This window comes from Aeribacillus sp. FSL k6-2211 (genome assembly GCF_037966125.1).
Taxonomy (GTDB): Bacteria; Bacillota; Bacilli; order Bacillales; family Aeribacillaceae; genus Aeribacillus; species Aeribacillus composti.
The window spans coordinates 3,581,403-3,601,423 of the sequence record NZ_CP150190.1 but is presented as its reverse complement, the minus strand read 5'-3'; the positions used below and the strand labels follow the sequence as shown (position 1 = coordinate 3,601,423).

Sequence of the window (20,021 nt, the reverse complement as noted above, 5' to 3'; positions counted from 1 at the left end):
CATTATCAGTTTGTTAGGAACAGGACTCGCGAAGAGAATGAAACATATTTATGTTGCTTTGTATATTTTAAGCATATAAATGTGTTGTTTTTTGTGTAGAATTACGTGTATCAAATAGATTAATAATGCATTTATTAAAGGAAAGGGGGATGGAAGGTGGGTGTTCATACATTGAAAAAAGAACAACATCCTATTGCTAACACGAATACATTGCATTTTTTGAAAACAAATGTTTTAAGCGTAACGGACATTTCGAGAACAAAAAAATTATCAGAAATACTGGATCTTTTTTCTAATGGTTTCACAGATGAAGTATTTGTTATTCAAAATGCAAAAAAGAAAAATGCACAAGCTGTAGTCGTCAATATAGATTATTTTGAAACATTGCTTCAAATGAAAGAAGTTTTAGAAGAAGCGCTTGATCAAGACGTTATGGAAGAAGCCTATGCACGTAAAGATAAACCTGCAAATCAAACCTTATCAGATATTTTTGATGAAGACGATATGAATGTAAATGAATTAATGAAATTATTAGAGGAAGATGGATGTGAAGACACTTGAAGATTTGCAGGCATTGGTTTTAGAAAAATATAATGTCGATCTGAGATTTGTTGAAGATGTTAAACAAGATATTAAAGCGATTAACAAAGAACATAGGCAAACCGTTTTATTAGAAATATTAAGGAGGGCAAAGCAAGGCCCCCTATTTAAGCCTGACGGAGCTGCTGAATCACTACATGGGGACTTACATGGTTTTGCAAGGATTAAATCAAAGTTATTAAATATTAGGGTGATTTATCGGCAAGTTGAAGGACGGCCGATAAGAATGGAAGTTATTGCAATTGGTCCTCGTGATAGGAAAAAGGCATATCGAATGGCTGCTGAACGTTTACAAAAATTCTTTATGGAAATGGATTAGCAGTTTTCTACCGCGGTGGAACCTCACACCCTCACTAAAGTGGCGTGCTTCTCCATGTTTCTATGAGAATTTCCTGCTTCATCACCTCGCAGCCTATCTCTACAAGCTTCGATCCACTCCTGCATTGATTGCGTAAAATATGCTTCGAGAATTCTCTACTGGCTGTACAATCTTTTTTAGAAAAATACTCTGTCAAACAATGACAAAAACAATTCCTGCTCCTATGAGTCAGGAGTTTCTTTGCTGTATTTTCTCCCTTTTTGTGACAAAAAACGGATTTACCGAAACATAGACCTTATATATAAAAGTTAGTGTTTTTTTTCGACATAGGGTGAGAAACCACGTCCAGAAATGACAGACATCACACCACTGCTGGCGAGAAAACCAAACAAAGGAACAAATCCAAAAAACAATTAGAACTGTTTGTTAAAATTATCTATTTTGTATTTTGGGAGGCAGATTATTGAAAAAAAGGCACATCGTTTAACTGATATGTCTTTTGCGAATAGGTTTCTATAAAATGCAATAGGCTTTCCCTGTTGCGATCCTCTCTTATTTTTCTTCTCCTCTATGAAAAAAGAGATGGTGATTTTTTCTGGTTTACGGTTTTTGAGTGATAGAACCGATCTTTTTATCTATTATTAACGTTTTCAATAGAAAATTGAAATTGGAATTATCCAATAGTTTAGAAGGAGAAGAAAATGATGAATGAGGAAAAAATGAAAATGATTGAGTTGGCTGTGAAAGATTTGGTTTTGTAATGCACAAATTCAGGACACAAAACGGTCTTCTTTAATTGGATTATGTCAAAAATTATTTGAAAAAGCTCATCGGCCGGGATTCGATTCATCCTCAGTATCTAACGGGGGAGATAGTAACCTTCTGCACAGCACAGCAAGCACGGCAACATTTTTTAAGGAGAAACAGCAAAGTGGGAGTATTTTTTACAAGAAAATATGCATCCAGTCCCATCATTAGACAAGAATGCTGGAACGATCATGTTCCTAATTGGAACAATAAAAAGGGAACCATTGTCAAAACACCCGGGATACCGTCAATCCCGTCAAACGGAGAAGGAACAAAAAAGGATTAAAAGCAAATGATAGTTTTTGATAAACTTTAAAAAATCCATCCCAAGAATGCTGGCGTCATAACAGCATTCTTGGGATTTGTTTGCAAAACATAGAATATTGGGAAAATTTTTGTTGTGGGACAACTGAAGCTTTAAAACAGCAGAAATCCAATGGAGATCGGGATAAAACTGAAAATTAGAATCATGACGCAAAATCCCATAATATCTCGGATGTGGAGGCCTGCGATCGCTAAAATGGGAAGCGCCCAAAACGGCTGGATCATATTTGTCCAAGCATCTCCCCAGGCTACCCCCATTGCTGTTTTGGCCGGATCTGCTCCCAATTCCATTGCTGCCTGAATCATAATCGGTCCTTGAACCGCCCATTGCCCGCCCCCGGATGGAACAAAGATATTGATTAAGCCAGCACTAAGAAAGGAGAGGTAAGGCAAGGTTTGTTCGGTCGAAACACTGACGAACCATAATGCGATTTGCTCAGACAATCCTGAATGAATCATCATTCCCATAATTCCAGCATAAAAGGGAAACTGGATGATAATCCCACCGGCGTTTTTAACGCCGTTCGCTACCGTATCCAGAAACCTTTTCGGTGTTTGATGAAGCAAAATTCCAAGGAAAAGGAAAATAAAATTGACGATATTAATGTTTAGGTTAAATCCGTTTACAGCAAAATGATAAACAATAAATGCAATTCCCATAATGCCGATGATCAGGGATATTGTCCGACTGTTTTCCAATTTTTCTGCTGGTGTCATAGGTGTCACATGTTCTACTGCTGCTGCTTCTTCATTTGGAATCACCCATTTCGTTCGATCTTCGAGCTGGCTCTCTGCATTTTTTAACAAATAACGGTTAAACAGCGGCAAGGTGATCAAAAGGGCAATAACAATAAATAAATTTGTCGGGCTAAAAAGGGTTTTCGTCACTGGGATCACGCCCATGGATTCCTCCAAAAAGTGGCCCGGGGTTGCAATGGTAAGTGGGATCGAACCGGAAAATCCCCCGTGCCAAATGAGGAATCCGCTGTATGCACTGGCAATTAAAATACGGTAGTCGACGGATGGAACATGCTTGGCAACATGTATGGCAAACAAAGCGCCGATCACCAGCCCGAAACCGTAATTAATCAGGCAGGCGATTAATGAAACAATGGTTACAAGCATGACGGCATGGACAGGGGTGCGTGCAAAGGTGCTTACTTTCGCCAAAAGCCTTTTAATGACGGGAGTGTTTGCTAATATATAGCCGGTTACAACCACAAGGGTCATCTGCATGGTAAATTCCAGTAAATCCCAAAAACCTAAACCCCAATGGGTGACCATGTCCACTGGACTGTTGTCTGTAAAGAAAACACCTAATAAATATACTAAAAACGTTAAAATAATGGCGAACAGCAAGGCATCAGGCAAATAACGCTGCACCACCCGGTTGAAAAAGGATGTAAGTGTCTTCAATGGTTTCTCCTCCCTTTAGCAAATAATAAATTCTGTTTGATTTTTCCACCGGTTCCGTTAAAAAATAAGAACAAGTAAATGAGCGCATGATGGAATCGCTTTCAAAATCCCTTTTTGCATCCGCTTACATAAAAGTTTACACAGGGACAAACGGTAAAGTAAAATAAATAAAATGAATCTTATTTATTACATTTGGGAATAAAAAGGGGGATTCGATGGAACTTCGGGACATTCAATCCTTTATTGAGGTGGCCAATCATCAGAGTTTTACAAAAGCTGCGGAGCACTCCTATTTATCCCAGCCGTCATTAAGTAAAGCCGTGAAAAAGCTGGAAGAGGAATTTCATATGGAACTATTGGAACGGTCCACGAGGCATATTCAATTGACGGATGCAGGAAAAGTTGTTTATGAACAGGGAAAAAAGTTAATGAGTATTTTGGAAGAAACGAAAATGCTGCTGGATGAACTGGCAAACGTCGCCATTGGAGAAATTAAAATCGGCATTCCTCCCCTTATTGGAACGTTGTTTTTCCCTTCCATTGCCGGAAACTTCCATCAACAATACCCGAATGTCAAATTGGAGTTGGTGGAGGTTGGCGCAAGGGTAGTAGAGCAGCTGGTAGAAGAGGGGGAAATTGATGTCGGCATTGTGGTTCTGCCGGTGGATGAATCCATTTTTCACATTTCTTCTTTTTTTACGGATGAATTCGTCCTTTTTATCCACAAGGATCATTCTCTGGCCTGCAAACAAAGGGTGTCCGTCAAAGAATTGGAGAAGGAAAGCTTTATATTATTTGCAAAAAACTTTACGTTGCATGAATTTATTATTAACACCTGCAAAAATTCTGGTTTTACCCCGAATATCGCCTATGAAAGTTCCCAATGGGATTTAATTTTGGAGCTTGTTTCATCAAAAATGGGGATCACATTGCTGCCGAAAGTGATAGGCGGAAAACAAAATAATCCGGATATTGTTATTGTTCCCTTGAAAGAAAAGGTTCTTTGGCATCTTGGTATTATCACGAAAAAGGGTCGGTACCGCTCCTTTGCTTTGAAAAAATTGCTGGAGATGCTTACGGAGCAAGAGAAGTGATATCTATACATTCCATTTCGAGTAACATTGTATTTCAATGAATAAATAAACCGTTTCCTAATGATGGAAAGTACCTTAGGACGGAAATTCCTTGGCTGCAGTCTTTCATTTTTTGTACAAAAGATATAATAAACATATAAATTGGTGGTGGATGAAAAAGTTATCCGTACGACGAACATTGATAACCGTCTTTAAACGATTCTCTGTCAGGGGGACCAGCCGATTCAGCGGCACTAACTGTATCCACTCTGAGCCGCCAACTCAAGAGCGGATTACTTTTTTTAAAAAAGACAGTATTGGTCCATCCACCCCCAGAGGAAATAGCGAGCATGAGAGATTCAAATAATGTCAAGGCATCCCCTTTCCTTCAGGGAGTGGCTCCACCCTTGAGTTTTTCGTTTCTAGCAACTGCGTAAGAGGCATTCACACCATAATTAGGCCCCACACATAGATATACCAAACGAGTTTATTTAAAAATGAAAACAGGGTAACCTCATTCAATAATTTTATGGTACCCCGTGGAAGGATAGAAATCTTATTTTACCTTACATTTTTATGCTGAAATTATTTTCAGCTGTTTCAATATGATGATCGTATAACGAACGTTTTCTCGTATCCGGAACTAACAGACTTAAAATAAGGGATAATATAATGCCTCCCATCATAAATCCGCCAAAGACCCATGGGGAAGGACCGAAGGATTCGGCCATTGTTGTCCAAATCATTGGACCGAAACCAACAATGGCGGCTGCCACTTGATACCCGAAGGATAAACCTGTGTAGCGAACCTATGCCGGAAATAATTCGGAGAATAAGGTGCCCTGTGTTGCGAAAATCGATGCCCAGATGATTCCCAGCATCACGCCTTGCATGATGTATAACCAGGAAGCGCCCTCGTCAACCAATGAAAAATAAGGGATAGATAAGATAAACAATAAAATTAATCCGACAATATAAATGAGTTTTCGGCCAATATAATCAGACAAGTATCCTACAACCGGAATGGTGATAATCATAGTCGCGCAGCCAATGGTAAGGGCTGTTAGTGCCACTTGGTTGGAATACCCCAAGTACACCGTAGAATAAGAAAGAATAAATGACATTAAGAATACATTGAAAAATCCGTCCCCAATTTTTAAACCGATAGCATGCAAAACACTTTTCCAATTCGTTTTGAACGTTTCCAAAAATGGTATTTTCGCAATTGCTCCAGCTTCCTTTTGTTGTTTGAAGGCAGGAGTCTCTTCAATTCCGCTTCGGATCCAGAGCGCGAGTCCAATCAGAACGACACTAAATAAAAACGGAATCCGCCATCCCCATGCCAAAAATTGTGTATCAGAAGTAAAATAACTAATAACCGTTAAGCTTAATGAACCGAGAACTAAACCGATGGGTACACCTAACTGGGGAATGGAACCATACAGTCCGCGAAGGCCTTTCGGGGCATATTCGGTGGCCAACAGAACAGCTCCACCCCATTCACCCCCAAGGGAAATACCTTGGATGAGCCTTAAAAGGACGAGTATAATCGGCGCCCAAATACCAATTTGCTCATAAGTAGGAAGAAGACCAATCAAAAATGAACTTCCGCCCATTCCAATAAGTGTAAATATTAAAGCGGCCTTTCTTCCCATCTTATCACCAAAATGACCGAAGATAATGCTGCCGATAGGTCTGGCTGCATAGCCAATGCCAAAGGTTGCAAAAGAAAGCAACAATCCTACAGCCGGATCATGACTTGGAAAGAATAGAAATGAAAACACAAGTCCCGTAGCAGTACCATATAGGTAAAAATCATACCATTCAATGACAGACCCTGATAAGCTGGCAAACAAGATACGGATTTTGTTCATAAAAATACACCCCTCATCTCACATATCTAATAATCAAATTCTCTTTTTGAGGGAATTCACGGTTATTTCATTATCGCTTGCACTGGAACGGCGGAATTTCATTAACGACATTCCGAGGTTTAAAATATTGGAAAAGCAGGTACATAAAAGTAAATTGAATGATTTTAAAGTAAATTTTCGGATTTCCTCAACAAATGTTTTTGAATTTTTCCGACAGACGTTCTAGGAAAGTCCTTCACAAACTCGATGGTATTCGGTATTTTAAATTTTGAAAGACGGTTCCGGCAATGTTCAATCAGCTCCTGTTCCGTCGTTTGTCTTCCTTCTTTTAAAATTACAAACGCTTTAATGGCCTCATCCCGCATCTCATCAGGCACGCCGATGACAGCAGCTTCATACACGTCCGGATGTTCCATGATTACATTTTCTACTTCCATTGCCGCTACGTTTTCTCCAGCACGTTTAATCATATCCTTTTTCCGATCAACGAAGTAAAAATAACCGTTTTCTGTCATAATGGCGTTGTCCCCTGTATACAGCCAGCCGTCTTGAATAGTTTCGTTGGTTGCCTTTTCATTTTTGAAATACCCTTTCATAATAGTGCGCCCCGGAATGCCTTTTACAATGATCTGACCGGGTTTGTTGACCGGTACTTCTTTTCCCGCTTCATCCACAAGTTTGACTTCGGCGCTGAGGATGGGCTTTCCGATTCCGGTATTATCCTTTTGCCCATATAATGGATTCATTAATGGCGGTGCTACAGTTTCTGTCATTCCGTATAGCTGCAACAGCGGTACATTGTATTTTTGTTCAAATTCCTGCAGTTGTTCAGGCGTGACTGATTGGGCAAAGATGATTAAGCGGAGAGGATTTTCTTTGTCTGCCTCATCAAAACGCTGTGCTAAAATCATGCGGATGGGAGCTGCAAACAATGAACCGACCGTTGCATGCAGCCTTTTTGCCTGCTTAAAATATTGGGAAGCACTGAACCGTTCCGTGATGGCAACACTTGCTCCAACGGTTAAGGCAGGCATAAACAGATAGTATTGGCCATTGCCATGAAAAAGAGGAAGTACGATCAAAGCCCTGTCTTCTGGGGTAAAGTTCAGGGTCTTCGAAACAGCCTCGCCAGTATAAAGATAATTGGCATGAGTAATCATGCATCCCTTCGGCTTAGAAGTTGTTCCCGAAGTATACATGATGGAGACAATATCATCGCTTTTGAGGGATATAGGAGGAATGTCTCCCTCTGCTTTTTCAATTAAATGATCCATGCTTATTTCTTTGTATAGATCATTTTTGCAGCGGCTTAACAATATTTTTTTAAGATTTGGCAATTTGCTTTGAATTGATTGAAACTTTCCCCAATACCCCTCTTCTGTAATTAGGAGAACCGATTCCGAGTGGGCTATTGTATATTCCATTTCATTTGCAGTCGAGAGGATGTTTGTTGGTACCATAACCGCACCGACTCTAGCTAATGAAAACCAGCAGACAATGAAGTCAGAACCATTTGGAAGATGGAGAGTAACCCGGTCGCCTTTTTGAATCCCTAAATCCAAAAGTACTCGGCTGAATTTATTTACTTTTTGCAAAAACGTCTGATAAGTATACATGGTGGTTTTTTTGTTATTATCTTCAAAGACAAGAAATGGTTTATCTCCGTGTAACCTGCATTTTTCATGAAGCAAATCGATTATCGTTCTTTCTCCAATAATATCCATCGATTTCACCCCCTATAGTAAACGCTTACATAAAAAATAGACTGTAGTCTTTATAGACCATAGTTTATTTCAATATATTTGATTTGTCAATAATATTTTGTTAATTTAGAATATTTTGTATAATAGGTTTTCCAAGACCATTAGATATAATAAAAGACAAGTTGAGTTAGGAAAAAAGGGGATTTTTTTATGACATTAAATGCAAAGCAAAAAAAAGCGCTTAAAACCAAAAAAAGAATTTTGGAAACAGCTTTGGAGCTGTTTAGTCAAAAAGGATATAACCAAGTCACTGTGGATGAAATCGTCGAGAAAAGCAAAACGTCGAAGGGAGCCTTTTATGGGCATTTTGCTTCGAAGTCAGAAATTTTTTTGGAAAAGTTTAAGGAAATTGATAACTTTTATGATGAATTTTGCAAAACATTGCCGAATGATTTATCTGCTAAGGAAAAGATTATACGTCTTTCCATCACACAAATGAAGTATTTGAAAAACGATTTAGGGAAAGAGTTAATGCAAACGATTTATATGAATCCCCAAAGCGCAAAATTTCTGGCGGATACGAATCGAAGATTATATCACATTCTTGAAAATTACTTACAAGAGGGACAGGAAAAAGGGGAGTTCACCAAAGATTTTTCAATACAAGATCTGGCCATGATCATTTCCAGGTGCATGCGGGGAACTTTATATGATTGGTTTATTTTCGAAAAGGAACTAGATCCGGTCATCGAGATTGAAAAGATGCTTCAAGCGGTTTTTCAAGGAATTGAAAAATGTTGATTCAAAAAATTACTAGAGCTTCAGAATCGTAGGAAACTATGAAATTGAGCCATACTGATCATCCTTTTCTTCCTCTCTTTATGTTTGAATGTTCTGATACTTACAAGCATAAGAGAGGTTTTGAAAATTGGGAAATCAAGTGGCTCATTTTTTTATGTGGTCGATCCTCTGTAAAGTGACTTAATATTAAATGATCAAATTCAAACATACATCCTATATGTAAAAATTTGTGTTTTTTTGCATAGAGTGAAATCCACGCCAAAAAATGACAGAACATCATCGCTGCTGGCAAGATAAGCAAACAAAGGGATAAATCCTAAAAAACAATTGGAACTGTTTGTTAAAATTATCTATTTTGGGAGGCAGAATAAGTGACTGATTTTATAATTGAGTGACATGTTCATCATCTGTTGTTTGAAGAGGTGATTTATCTGTTTTATTTTGTGTAACTGTTCGTGTTTGCATCAACGTAAAAATTTTCGATATCCCCCTTTAACCAAGATATATCCCATAAAGAGCTCTATTTGACTGCTTATGGATTCTTTTTTGATCTTCTTTATCGGTAGAAACTCTTATTTAAACAGCACATCTCATTCGTTCAGGTGATATCTGATGATTGGTGAATAATAGGATATGTTGGTGGAGTAAAATGATTCATTTTCAAGAAAAAATTAATTTTAGCGGTCTGGTTGTATAAAGTTGATATAGAATCTGTAAATCTATAAATAATCGTGATGGACTTTAATTAGAAATACTAATAATGAACTATACTTAAATAATGATATACTATAATTAAGATATAATTGTTGTAGAAAAGGCGTGTGGCGAAAGCCATGTAGAGCTTTGAATTAGGCAGGTCGCCTGCATCCTTTCTACAAATATTTGGGGATAAGGATGGGGAAAAATGAGTAGCAGACAAACTAACACAGACGTTATTTTAATTGGTGCCGGAATTATGAGTGCGACTTTAGGGACACTGTTGAAAGAATTAGCGCCGGAATGGGAAATTAAAGTGTTTGAAAAACTCGACAAACCAGGAGAAGAAAGCTCTAATGAATGGAATAATGCAGGAACGGGGCATGCTGCACTATGTGAGCTTAACTACACACCCGAGAAACCGGATGGATCTATTGATATTAGCAAAGCTATAAAAATTAATGAACAGTTCCAAGTTTCCAGACAGTTTTGGTCTTACCTTGTAAAAAACAATCTAATACAAAATCCGCAGGAATTCATCAGACCGCTGCCCCACATGAGTTTAGTCCAAGGGGAAAATAATGTGAGATATTTAAAGAAACGTTTTGAAGCGCTATCAAACAATCCATTATTCCAAGGAATGGAATTTTCTGATGACCCGGAAAAACTGAAAGAATGGATTCCGCTTATAATGGAAGGACGTACATCGAATGAACCGATCGCAGCAACCAAAATCGACTCAGGTACGGATGTTAACTTTGGAGCTTTAACACGCATGTTATTTGACTACTTAAAAGAGAAAGATGTCGAAATATACTACAAGCATAGTGTTAAGGATATTAAACGCACAAGCGACGGTTTGTGGGAATTGAAAGTGAAGGATCTCAATAGCGGTTCAGTTGAAATCCATAAGGCTAAATTCGTATTTATTGGAGCCGGCGGGGGAAGTCTGCACTTGCTTCAAAAATCTGGTATTCCAGAAGGTAAACATATTGGTGGTTTTCCTGTAAGCGGATTATTTATGGTATGTAATAATCCAGAAGTTGTAGAGCAGCATCATGCAAAAGTTTACAGTAAGGCTAAAATTGGTGCACCTCCTATGTCAGTTCCGCACCTTGATACACGGTATATCGACAACAAAAAAACATTGCTCTTTGGACCGTTTGCAGGCTTCTCGCCTAAGTTCTTAAAAACTGGTTCAAATTTGGATTTGTTTGCTTCCGTAAAACCGCACAATTTCGTAACTTTGTTGGCATCAGCCTTTAAAAACTTTTCTTTGGAAAAATACTTGATCGAGCAGCTTCTGTTAACGAAAGAAAAGCGCATGAATGAGTTGCGTGAATTTATCCCGACGGCTAAATCAGAGGACTGGGATATAGTCGTCGCAGGCCAACGTGTGCAAATTATCAAAGATACTGAAGCTGGCGGTAAAGGAACGATTCAATTTGGTACAGAAGTTGTTACGGCTGCAGATGGCTCGATCGCTGCATTGCTAGGTGCTTCTCCTGGAGCTTCTACTGCCGTACACGTAATGCTTGAAGTAATTAAAAAATGCTTCCCTCAACATTTGAATAAATGGGAACCGAAAATTAAAGAAATGATTCCTTCTTATGGTGTGTCACTAGTGGAAAACCCGGATCTTTTCCATGAACTTCATACTTCAACAGCAGAGACGCTTGGTCTAAACGGACAAGAACCGATCTCTGGTGTAAACGAAAAAGAACCGGTTTATAGCTAATTTCTTGGATGAGAAACAAAGGTGTGGAATGAATAAAGTTTAAAACAGCCACTTTTCATCAGTGGATAATTGTTTCTATAATAAAGAAAAGAGACTGATAAGTCAATGATTTTAAAGCAGAGATAATATAAAAAAATTGCAGAATAATAGAATATAATTGAAAATAATCCGTTTTTAAAAATTTTTTGTCACGACGAAAAAAAGAGGGATGTCTAATAAGTCGTTTTTTCGACTTATAGACCTCCCCTTTAATGTTTTCGTAACGTTTATATATTGATGTTTATGTGTTTTTTGTTTTAATGACGTTTTGATTTTTGATATGCCTCCCCATTAGGTAGACAGATTAAAAAATAAAAATCTGTTTATCTTCATGGGGAGTTTTATTATGATAACCAAAAGAGTTTATCCTTACGGTGTTACACACATGCGGAATTTGAATGGAATTATGGAGAAGCCATTTTTGACAATAAAGAGCTTGCTCTGCCGCAGCCTTAAAAGCATTGTAAAACTTGTGTTCGTAAAAAGACACCTGTCTTGGATAAAATTTAAACTTATTTATCAAGATTGACAACAATATTGTCACGTAAAAAATACATGTTAGGAGCTGATTTCGTTTGACTTCATAAACGTGTGTTTTTTTGTTGTGAACTTTTATATTAAAATAGTTTTTTAAAATAATGAATGAATATTATCTTGGCTAATGGAGTATCTGATACGAAAGCCGGACAGGTAGAGAAACAATTAAATAGTGATAGTGTGCCGGCAATTCAATTTTTCATCTGGTGGGGACAGCGGAGCTATATCGTCATATGTTGTGCTGTGGATCAGGCGCTTTGCTATTGGCCATCATCTTTTTAAATGAATTGATAGAGAAGAGTTTTGAAAAAAGATGAATATTTCTTGCGGGTATTATTGAAAATGATAATTGTTATCAATTATAATAATGTATAATCATAATGAAAGGAGTAATGTGAGTGTTTGTTCAAATAAAAACTATTTTAGTGACAGAAGGACATGCCGATCGAATTGTTGACCGCTTCACTTCACAGGGAATAATCGAACAGCAGTCGGGTTTTATCGATTTAAGCGTGCTTAAGAAAAGGAAGAGAAAAGGGAATGAAGAGATCCTAATTATGATTCGCTGGGAATCAGAAGAGGCTTGGAAAGCCTGGGAGAAGAGCGAGGCTCACCTTGCTTCTCACCGGGCGAACCGAGGCAAGCCTGCTCCCTCCTACATTTTGGAGAGCCGTCAAGATGTCTTCTATGTGCTGGGTCAGAAAGGCTATGTAGAGTCCTCTACTCGATAAAATAAAGCAGCCTCCAGTCCCAAAGTAGGTTTTTCCTGAACATATGCTCTAAAAATTTTTAAATGCCCATTCATTTTAGCTGATGGTCAATTGTGAATGGGTGTTTTTTTATTGCTTAAGAATCTATTCATGCGTGGGGTTTCTGGATCCAATTGAGCGTCAAAAAGGATTAGAAGAACTTAAATCATTGCTATTAGAAGAATAGTAGATACATAAGAAGGGGAGATCGTTGTTGGACGCGATCTCCCCTTCTGGATTTTATGGTATGCAAAGTCCGTACACGGTGGCATTAAGACACACATCTAATTTTCAGTTGCTGAGTGTTGTTGAGAATTATTATTCAATAATTGGCATGATGTGCCGAAAAAAAGATGGAATAAAAATGCAAATGAACGTTCGTCCATTTAAAGAATCCTAAAAACACCCTTCACAGCTAAGCATGAAGGGTGTTTCATCACCGTTTTAAGAATACAATCGTTCGGAGATAACGTCATCGACTGGAACATAGTCATAGCCAAGGTCATGTGCTACTGCTTTAAAGGTTATATTCCCATTCATGACGTTCACGCCTGTTTTAATCGCTTCACTTTCTTTAATTGCTTGAACTACACCTTTGGAAGCAATTTGCACAGCATATGGAATCGTGACATTTGTTAGGGCAATTGTTGCTGTACGTGGAACCGCACCTGGAATGTTGGCGACTGCATAATGCAGCACTCCATATTTTTCGATAATAGGATTGTCATGAGTTGTTGCATAATTAATCGTTTCAAAGTTTCCGCCTTGATCAATAGCAACGTCGATTATGACTGACCCGGGCTGCATAGATTTTACCATTTCTTCCGTTACAAGCTTAGGTGCTTTTGCACCGGGAATCAGCACCGAACCGATAACTAAATCGGAGTCTTTGACAGATTCTGCAATATTATAAGGATTTGACATTAACGTCTGCACAGTTGAACCAAAAATGTCTTCTAATTGACGCAGGCGAGCAGGATTTAAGTCAATAATTGTTACATCTGCACCAAGGCCTTGTGCAATTTTTGCTGCATTCGTTCCGACTACACCGCCGCCAATAATCGTGACTTTCCCGCGTTTGACACCAGGAACACCGCTTAGCAGTATTCCCTTTCCTCCTTTAGATTTTTCCAAATATTGCGCCCCGAGTTGAGCTGCCATGCGGCCGGCAACTTCGCTCATTGGTGTCAATAATGGCAATGTATTATTGACAGTAATTGTTTCATAAGCAATAGCGGTCACTTCATTTTCCACTAAAGCTTTGGCCAATTCCGGTTCATTTGCCAAATGAAGATAGGTAAATAAAATTAACCCTTTTCGGAAATATACATATTCAGCCGGGAGGGGTTCTTTTACTTTCAGAATCATTTCTGCTATTTCCCAAACCTCTGAAGCTCTTTCAACAATCTCGGCACCAGCCTGTTTATACTCTTCATCGGTAAAACCGCTTCCGATTCCAGCGTTTGCTTCAATAACTACTTTATGTCCTGCATTTATTAATTGCACAACCCCTGCAGGTGTGATAGCTACACGATTTTCATTATTTTTAATTTCTTTCGGTACCCCGATGATCATCCTCACCATCTCCTTAAAATAACATCTGCACCACTATCATATCTCTTTTAGTTGAACCTTACTTTATGAAAAAATCAGAAAACCGCAAAAGTAATTTGTGTAAATATACAAATTACTCGACATTCATGCTTTCAAGTTTTAAATCCAGAAATAATGTTATTTTCTGGTTAGGGTCTTTCAGGTTTACTCCTGTTATTTCTACTACTCTTTTTAAACGGTAATTTAACGTATTCGGATGAACATGTAATAATTGCGCTGCTTGATAAACATTGCAGTCACATTCTAAATAACTTTTAAGCGTAAGCAATAAATCGGTGTGATGCTTGAGGTCATACTCTCTTAATTTTTTGATTGCCTCACTTTGATAGTGGTCACGAACTCGGATTTGATAAAGTTCATCTAAAAACTGATAGATGCCGATCTCCTGAAAACTATATTTTTGCTGTAATTCATCGGGGAATTTTTCCTTAAGCCTTAATACTTTCAATGCTTGTTTATAGCTGCAATGAACATGCTCCGGAGAATGGTAAACAGAGCCGAAAGCACCAGATATATTTCGGATTTGTAAACGCATACTTATTTTGTTGATAAAATCTTTAATAAAACCGGAAAGAGCGTTAATCGCCTCTTTTTCTGTTCTGAGCCGGGTAAGCAATATTAGTTGATTTTGATCAAATAATTTGCTGACTACTTGAACTTGGTGCAATGTTTCAGCTAAATAATAGGCATGTTTTTCAATAGCTTGTGTTATATCATTTTCAAAGTTAATGATAGCAACAGCAAGCCTTCCATCCAGATTAACCCCAACTCGTTTAGCCTGGTGTTTAATCTTAGACACATCGTTCAGATGACCTGTTAATAGCTTCCATAGAAATTCTTGATGACTCTCTTCTTCTTTTCGTTTTCTTATTCGCTGAAGGAGGAGCTGGTTTTTCACAAGCTTTGCAGCTTCCTTGAGCAAATGCAATTGATCATCGTCCATTGTTTTATCATTGATTTGTGCCCATATAAAACCTAAAACCTCATTATGTTTTCGAATCGAAACAGCGACACGGTTGCCTAGTCCAACTTCTTTGATTGCAGGGACAATAACAGGTTCATCGCTTTCGAACAGTTTTGCCATAATCCCATTTTTCCAAAGACTGTTAATGATTTTATCTGGCACTTTTCTACTCATAATCGTGGCCATTCTTGCTTCATCTACATTTTCCTTATGTCTGCTGTAGGAAATGATCTGATGATTTGAATCCTCTATCGTAATTGGACATTCAAGCATTTCACCAATACGGTCTGCCAAAAGGTCTAGGGAATCGTCTTGCCGCAACTGCGAAAGTAATTGTGGATAGCCTAATGAATTCCTCATTAATTCTTGCCCCCCTTTTGCATTTTTACAGTCTTAAACCAATAATGAAGGGTCAATTGAAATGAACAAGAATCACCCGTTTAGTCGATCATTATTGAAAAAATTCTAAACAATTAGGAGAGTCTAAACAATATTCGTACTAAAATATCCTGCGCAAGAAGCTCATACCGCCGAAGGTAACATAAAGAGTAATATAGCGAAAAAAAGAATATCTACATGGTCAGCCAAACACCGAGAATCGCAGATTACATTTTGTTTGCTTCTATAAATGCAGCCAATTCTCCAAGGATTTACAGTTATGAAGAAAACTAAATATTTGCTTTTCCTTTTTCATTTACGTGTTTTGCTAATTTCATGATATTGATTTTTCCTAAATTCGGCCTGGCTTTCCTTTTTGATTGATCGATTCTTTGCCGATCATTTATCCTGCAAAAGGGATGTAATACGAAAAATTACTAATAGGAAACGCGCTTTTGCTAAGTAGAAAAACACGGGGTCAGCATATATAAAAATCTCTGTTAGTTCATAGTTATTTTGAATTAATCTTGCCGATTGTTCAGCAGTTTCACAAATCAAAGGTGTCGTCATCAATTCATTACATTCGGCAGCGATCATGGTATTAGGCTCAAGCACAACATCTGCAATCATTAATTGAATGATTCCACCTCCTTAAAATGGTTTTAATAATCTATAATGAAAATATTCCGTCTTTATTAAAAGCAGCAGCCCATTTAAACTGTCTTTAAATAGATTATTTTTTTAAAATGCAGCATTCTCAATATTATCGTCAGGAAATCTGACAAATTATAAAAAGTAAACGTTTTCAAAATTGCCTATTTTAGAAAACGTTGGCGAACGTATGGGATAAAATCTGGGTAAAACCGATGAACTGCTTGTTCATTGCATAGACGACGATGCTTACATTTGCCGGGTTCCAAAAGAATAGGACATTTTTGCCGGAAACATATGGATAGATATTCAGCTTTGTATAATTGCCACTTGATCGAAATCTTCCGCGAAAAACTTCTTCGTATAACGGGTGAGAATTTGCATTACTGTTGGATCAATAAAGTGCTTGTACTCATGCATTTCGAAAGAATACAGCGCTGCTGAACAGTGCTATGCTGATGCTATTATTTTACCACGTTCTTGAGAAACTTGCTTTTGCTTGTCGTGTCGTTAAAATATTTGGCTGAAATAGATATTTAATGCTTTAATGGGAAAAGATGGATCTTTTCGAAGGTTCTTTATTTTTACGGGAGAATCCACATCCTGATATGTTCATTCCGTAGGATGCCCAGTGGAAACAGCTTGAATAGTGGTGCTCGTAAAGGATATTGAAGGAAATCAATCAATATTCGGCAAAAGCCCTAAACAATTCGTATTTGAATCGTTTAGGGCTAGGAATTCTATGTTTGGGTCTGTATTTACAGTGATGTGAAAGGACAAAGGCTGTTCAATTGTTTAAATATAGTAAGTAAAATCCTCGGGTATTACCCGCTTTAAGAACTGTTTTGTTCTTTCTTCTTTTGGATGTGTGAAAATTTCTTTAGGTGATCCTTCTTCTACAATGACTCCGCCATCCATAAAAATCACCCGATTGGCAACATCTTTCGCAAAAGACATTTCATGAGTTACAACCAACATTGTTGTTCCTTCTTTGGCAATTTGCTTCATAACTGTTAAAACTTCACCAACTAATTCCGGATCCAGTGCGGAAGTTGGTTCATCAAATAAAATGATGTCTGGATTTAAAGCAATCGCTCTTGCAATGCCAACCCTTTGCTGCTGCCCGCCCGATAATTCACTAGGGTAAGCATTGTATTTGTGGGACAGTCCTACTTTATCCAATGCTTTTTTTCCAATTTCATTCGCTTTTTCTTTTGGAATCTTCCTGCCAATAATGAGCCCCTCTGTTACATTTTCTAATGCTGTTTTATTATTAAACAAATTGTAATTTTGAAATACAAATGCAGTCTTTTGTCTTATTGCATGAATTTGTTTTCTGGTTGCTTTATGAAGATCAACCTGAATATCCCCAAAAATTGCCTGACCTTGATCTGCTTTTTCAAGAAAATTTATGCATCTTAGCAGTGTTGTCTTTCCTGATCCGCTCGGTCCAAGAATGACGACAACATCCCCTTTATCTATTTTTAAATCAACTCCGTTTAAAACTTTGTTTTTCCCAAATGATTTATGTACATTTTTAATTTCCAGCATGTTATCCACCTCTTGCCTTCAAGCTTAAGTCTGGTAGTTTTATAAATATTCTCCAAAACTACATATCAATATAAAATTCAAAAAATTGCGACATGATAGGCTCTTAATATTATTTCATGCAATGGCACCCTATGACTTAATGATGTGCTTTAATAAAATTGACAGTGGCTGTACAAAAATTTGAAAGTGCTGCAGCCGACGTTTGAGGAATGAGCATTCTAAATGCCTGAACATTTATTAATCCAACTGACTGTGCAGTCATAAGTTATATATGATTTCATTTGCATAAGGATAGGCTCTGTCATATGCAAGCTTTTGAATCACTATCTTTGCAGTGTCAATTGATGAACGAGAGGATGTATTTGATCCACACTCTGTTAGTAGATGAGTAATGCTAAATCTGTACCTACCGCTTCGTCGTCTGCACCTTTTATCCATTCAAAAATCTGCACCATCTAACTAGAGTCGTGTCAAATTTAAATCATACTATTTAGCTAGGTTTAATTTTCTATAATAATAGATCTTAATAATTTGAAAGTCAACAGTTGATTGTACAGATCGGACAAATTGATAAAAAGAAATGAGAGTTACTAGTATTATGAGCTTGTTTTGAAGTTTCATTGTAGGTGCAGCGAAAATATTATTGTTTGAAGAAATGCTTATATGTATTTTCAATACTTTATTGCCCAGTTGTAAACTCATATAGAACAGCTGGCGAATATTATTTAAAAAAATTATTCAAAAATAATTAATTTCATTTCACACTCCATTTCGTATTCAAACTTTTTAAAAAAAGTTTATGTCTAATTTTTACCGTTTTTGTATCTGCTCTATATTACTTTTTTATAGAAACTAAACTTATTTTTATGGAGATAACAGCTTCTCCATACATATTTTTATGGAGTTCATATTGCGTTATCGATACATAAAGAAGAAAGTGCTGGTACAAACATTAAATTTTCTTAATAAAGTTTAATCAATGAAAAAGCATTTTTTAAAAATACTCCAAATCTTCCATTTCATTTTCCCCCTTGGCCTTAACATCACACTACCTCATGTCCGAAAAAAGGGAACTGATCTAATTTGTTGCATCTCCATTTTTTTCTATTCATTTTGTTAATCGATAGCCTATATTCACATGAATAATACACTGTCCGAATAATTTTTCAGACATAAGGCGAATCAATCATTCTGATAAATACAAATTATTTTTTATGGATGAAATTCAATTAAACAAGATTTTTCTATTTTCTTGTAAAAAGTTCGACTAAAGTCTTCTAATACGGAGTATCCAACTAAATAAAAAACTACTAAATGAAAAATTTCTATAATGATGGAAAACTGGAAGATTCATAAAAATTTATTGACAATGAGAATCGTTATTAATAAAATGACTCTTGAGATTGAGAATCATTATTGATAAGTGGCCGAAAGGGGGAAAGCTATTTAATTCTGGAATATAACAATCTATTAATTAAATTTTAAAGGAGGGTACGGATCAAAAAATGAAAAAAATTTTTTCAGTCGTCTTTTTACTTTTTGTAGTTTTTTATGCTTCATTGCCGGCATCGGCGAATAATTCCTTGGCTGATGGAACATATACCATCAACTATAAAGTTTTAAAAGCAGATAATGATTCGGTATCCATAGCCAATGATTATTGGGAAAAGCCTGCAAAACTAATTGTGAAAAATGGCAAATACTTTGTTCAAGTAAGATTAAATCATAGTTCGTGGATTAAAGAATTTAAAGTTTCTAATGTAGATACAAAAGTGATAAGCACAGATACTTCTGCAAATAAAAGAGTTGCGCAATTTGAAGTAGATCAAGTTCCCGACATTGTAACCTCTCAAATACATGTTTATATTCCAGAAGACGAATTTCCTGGAGAGGGTGTTTATGACAGCCATTACACAATAAGACTAAAGTTTGATCAAAATAGCATTAAAGCTGTTAGCTCAGATTCTAATAGTTCAAAAGAATCATCTACCTCTGCTTCTACAAAAACAAGCAATGAAAAAAGTAGTCAAAATAAAACAAACAATCAAAATGAAACAGACAAGCAGACAGAAAATAATCCGGAAACTAGTGACAGCACGTCACTTTATGTTTTCATCGGTTTATTTTTATTATCTGCAGCATTTCTAATTTTTAAATTCAAATCTAGATTTAAAGTTTCGTAGAAGG

General features: G+C 37.0%; 16 protein-coding genes. 8 read left to right on the top strand and 8 right to left on the bottom strand.

All coding sequences use genetic code 11. The features are described 5' to 3' along the window. The first annotated feature begins 156 nt into the window (after positions 1-156). From NSU19_RS17340 to NSU19_RS17330, 3 genes are all read left to right on the top strand, one after another. The gene (locus tag NSU19_RS17340) at positions 157-561 is read left to right on the top strand and encodes a hypothetical protein (RefSeq protein WP_339197649.1); all 405 of its coding nucleotides are present in this window, start codon (positions 157-159) and stop codon (positions 559-561) included. Then, positions 548-919 (top strand): hypothetical protein, encoded by a 372-nt coding sequence (locus NSU19_RS17335; RefSeq protein WP_339197647.1) that lies wholly within the window; start codon positions 548-550, stop codon positions 917-919. The genes NSU19_RS17340 and NSU19_RS17335 overlap by 14 nt, the downstream gene beginning before the upstream one ends. 931 nt (positions 920-1,850) lie before the next feature. After that, positions 1,851-2,012: a hypothetical protein gene (locus NSU19_RS17330; RefSeq protein WP_339197645.1), complete on the top strand. Its 162-nt coding sequence runs from the start codon at positions 1,851-1,853 to the stop codon at positions 2,010-2,012. Positions 2,013-2,143: 131 nt separating this feature from the next. Here the strand turns inward: NSU19_RS17330 and NSU19_RS17325 are convergent, their stop codons facing one another. Next, positions 2,144-3,466 (bottom strand): short-chain fatty acid transporter, encoded by a 1,323-nt coding sequence (locus NSU19_RS17325; RefSeq protein ID WP_311066567.1) that lies wholly within the window; start codon positions 3,464-3,466, stop codon positions 2,144-2,146. A 215-nt stretch (positions 3,467-3,681) separates the two neighbouring features. On the opposite strand from NSU19_RS17325, the gene NSU19_RS17320 reads away from it, so the two are divergent. Then, entirely contained in the window at positions 3,682-4,560 is an 879-nt protein-coding gene (locus tag NSU19_RS17320) for a LysR family transcriptional regulator (RefSeq protein WP_339197643.1), read from the top strand. Between the two features lie 545 nt (positions 4,561-5,105). Here NSU19_RS17320 and NSU19_RS17315 read toward each other — a convergent pair. From NSU19_RS17315 to NSU19_RS17305, 3 genes are all read right to left on the bottom strand, one after another. Continuing rightward, entirely contained in the window at positions 5,106-5,315 is a 210-nt protein-coding gene (locus tag NSU19_RS17315; protein WP_339197641.1) for a hypothetical protein, read from the bottom strand. A gap of 33 nt (positions 5,316-5,348) precedes the next feature. After that, on the bottom strand, positions 5,349-6,413 hold the full coding sequence (locus NSU19_RS17310) for an MFS transporter (protein WP_339197639.1): 1,065 nt from the start codon (positions 6,411-6,413) through the stop codon (positions 5,349-5,351). A gap of 164 nt (positions 6,414-6,577) precedes the next feature. Then, positions 6,578-8,137: an AMP-binding protein gene (locus tag NSU19_RS17305; protein ID WP_339197637.1), complete on the bottom strand. Its 1,560-nt coding sequence runs from the start codon at positions 8,135-8,137 to the stop codon at positions 6,578-6,580. 189 nt (positions 8,138-8,326) lie between these two features. Between NSU19_RS17305 and NSU19_RS17300 the strand changes: the two genes are divergently transcribed. The 3 genes from NSU19_RS17300 (at position 8,327) to NSU19_RS17290 (ending at position 12,658) form a co-directional block, all read left to right on the top strand. Continuing rightward, on the top strand, positions 8,327-8,917 hold the full coding sequence (locus NSU19_RS17300) for a helix-turn-helix domain-containing protein (RefSeq protein ID WP_339197635.1): 591 nt from the start codon (positions 8,327-8,329) through the stop codon (positions 8,915-8,917). 904 nt (positions 8,918-9,821) lie between these two features. Continuing rightward, positions 9,822-11,351, top strand: coding sequence for a malate:quinone oxidoreductase (locus tag NSU19_RS17295; protein ID WP_339197633.1), 1,530 nt, complete (start codon positions 9,822-9,824; stop codon positions 11,349-11,351). 974 nt (positions 11,352-12,325) lie between these two features. After that, entirely contained in the window at positions 12,326-12,658 is a 333-nt protein-coding gene (locus NSU19_RS17290) for an antibiotic biosynthesis monooxygenase (protein ID WP_327856954.1), read from the top strand. A gap of 462 nt (positions 12,659-13,120) precedes the next feature. Here the strand turns inward: NSU19_RS17290 and ald are convergent, their stop codons facing one another. From ald to NSU19_RS17270, 4 genes are all read right to left on the bottom strand, one after another. Continuing rightward, the gene (ald, locus tag NSU19_RS17285; protein ID WP_130157539.1) at positions 13,121-14,251 is read right to left on the bottom strand and encodes an alanine dehydrogenase; all 1,131 of its coding nucleotides are present in this window, start codon (positions 14,249-14,251) and stop codon (positions 13,121-13,123) included. 112 nt (positions 14,252-14,363) lie between these two features. After that, positions 14,364-15,614, bottom strand: coding sequence for a PucR family transcriptional regulator (locus NSU19_RS17280; RefSeq protein ID WP_130157537.1), 1,251 nt, complete (start codon positions 15,612-15,614; stop codon positions 14,364-14,366). 417 nt (positions 15,615-16,031) lie between these two features. Then, positions 16,032-16,262, bottom strand: a complete 231-nt coding sequence (locus tag NSU19_RS17275; RefSeq protein ID WP_339197628.1) for a hypothetical protein — start codon at positions 16,260-16,262, stop codon at positions 16,032-16,034. An 816-nt stretch (positions 16,263-17,078) separates the two neighbouring features. Continuing rightward, positions 17,079-17,834 (bottom strand): amino acid ABC transporter ATP-binding protein, encoded by a 756-nt coding sequence (locus tag NSU19_RS17270; RefSeq protein ID WP_063387708.1) that lies wholly within the window; start codon positions 17,832-17,834, stop codon positions 17,079-17,081. A 1,505-nt stretch (positions 17,835-19,339) separates the two neighbouring features. Between NSU19_RS17270 and isdC the strand changes: the two genes are divergently transcribed. Next, positions 19,340-20,017, top strand: a complete 678-nt coding sequence (gene isdC, locus NSU19_RS17265) for a heme uptake protein IsdC (RefSeq protein WP_339197625.1) — start codon at positions 19,340-19,342, stop codon at positions 20,015-20,017. The last annotated feature ends 4 nt before the right edge of the window (positions 20,018-20,021 follow it).

Coding starts and splice junctions, on each gene's coding strand:
- NSU19_RS17320 (WP_339197643.1), top strand. CDS start 3,682: ATGGAACTTCGGGACATTCAATCCTTTATTGAGGTGGCCAATCATCAG.
- NSU19_RS17310 (WP_339197639.1), bottom strand. CDS start 6,413: ATGAACAAAATCCGTATCTTGTTTGCCAGCTTATCAGGGTCTGTCATT.
- NSU19_RS17305 (WP_339197637.1), bottom strand. CDS start 8,137: ATGGATATTATTGGAGAAAGAACGATAATCGATTTGCTTCATGAAAAA.
- NSU19_RS17300 (WP_339197635.1), top strand. CDS start 8,327: ATGACATTAAATGCAAAGCAAAAAAAAGCGCTTAAAACCAAAAAAAGA.
- NSU19_RS17295 (WP_339197633.1), top strand. CDS start 9,822: ATGAGTAGCAGACAAACTAACACAGACGTTATTTTAATTGGTGCCGGA.
- ald (WP_130157539.1), bottom strand. CDS start 14,251: ATGATCATCGGGGTACCGAAAGAAATTAAAAATAATGAAAATCGTGTA.
- NSU19_RS17280 (WP_130157537.1), bottom strand. CDS start 15,614: ATGAGGAATTCATTAGGCTATCCACAATTACTTTCGCAGTTGCGGCAA.
- NSU19_RS17275 (WP_339197628.1), bottom strand. CDS start 16,262: ATGATTGCAGATGTTGTGCTTGAGCCTAATACCATGATCGCTGCCGAA.
- NSU19_RS17270 (WP_063387708.1), bottom strand. CDS start 17,834: ATGCTGGAAATTAAAAATGTACATAAATCATTTGGGAAAAACAAAGTT.
- isdC (WP_339197625.1), top strand. CDS start 19,340: ATGAAAAAAATTTTTTCAGTCGTCTTTTTACTTTTTGTAGTTTTTTAT.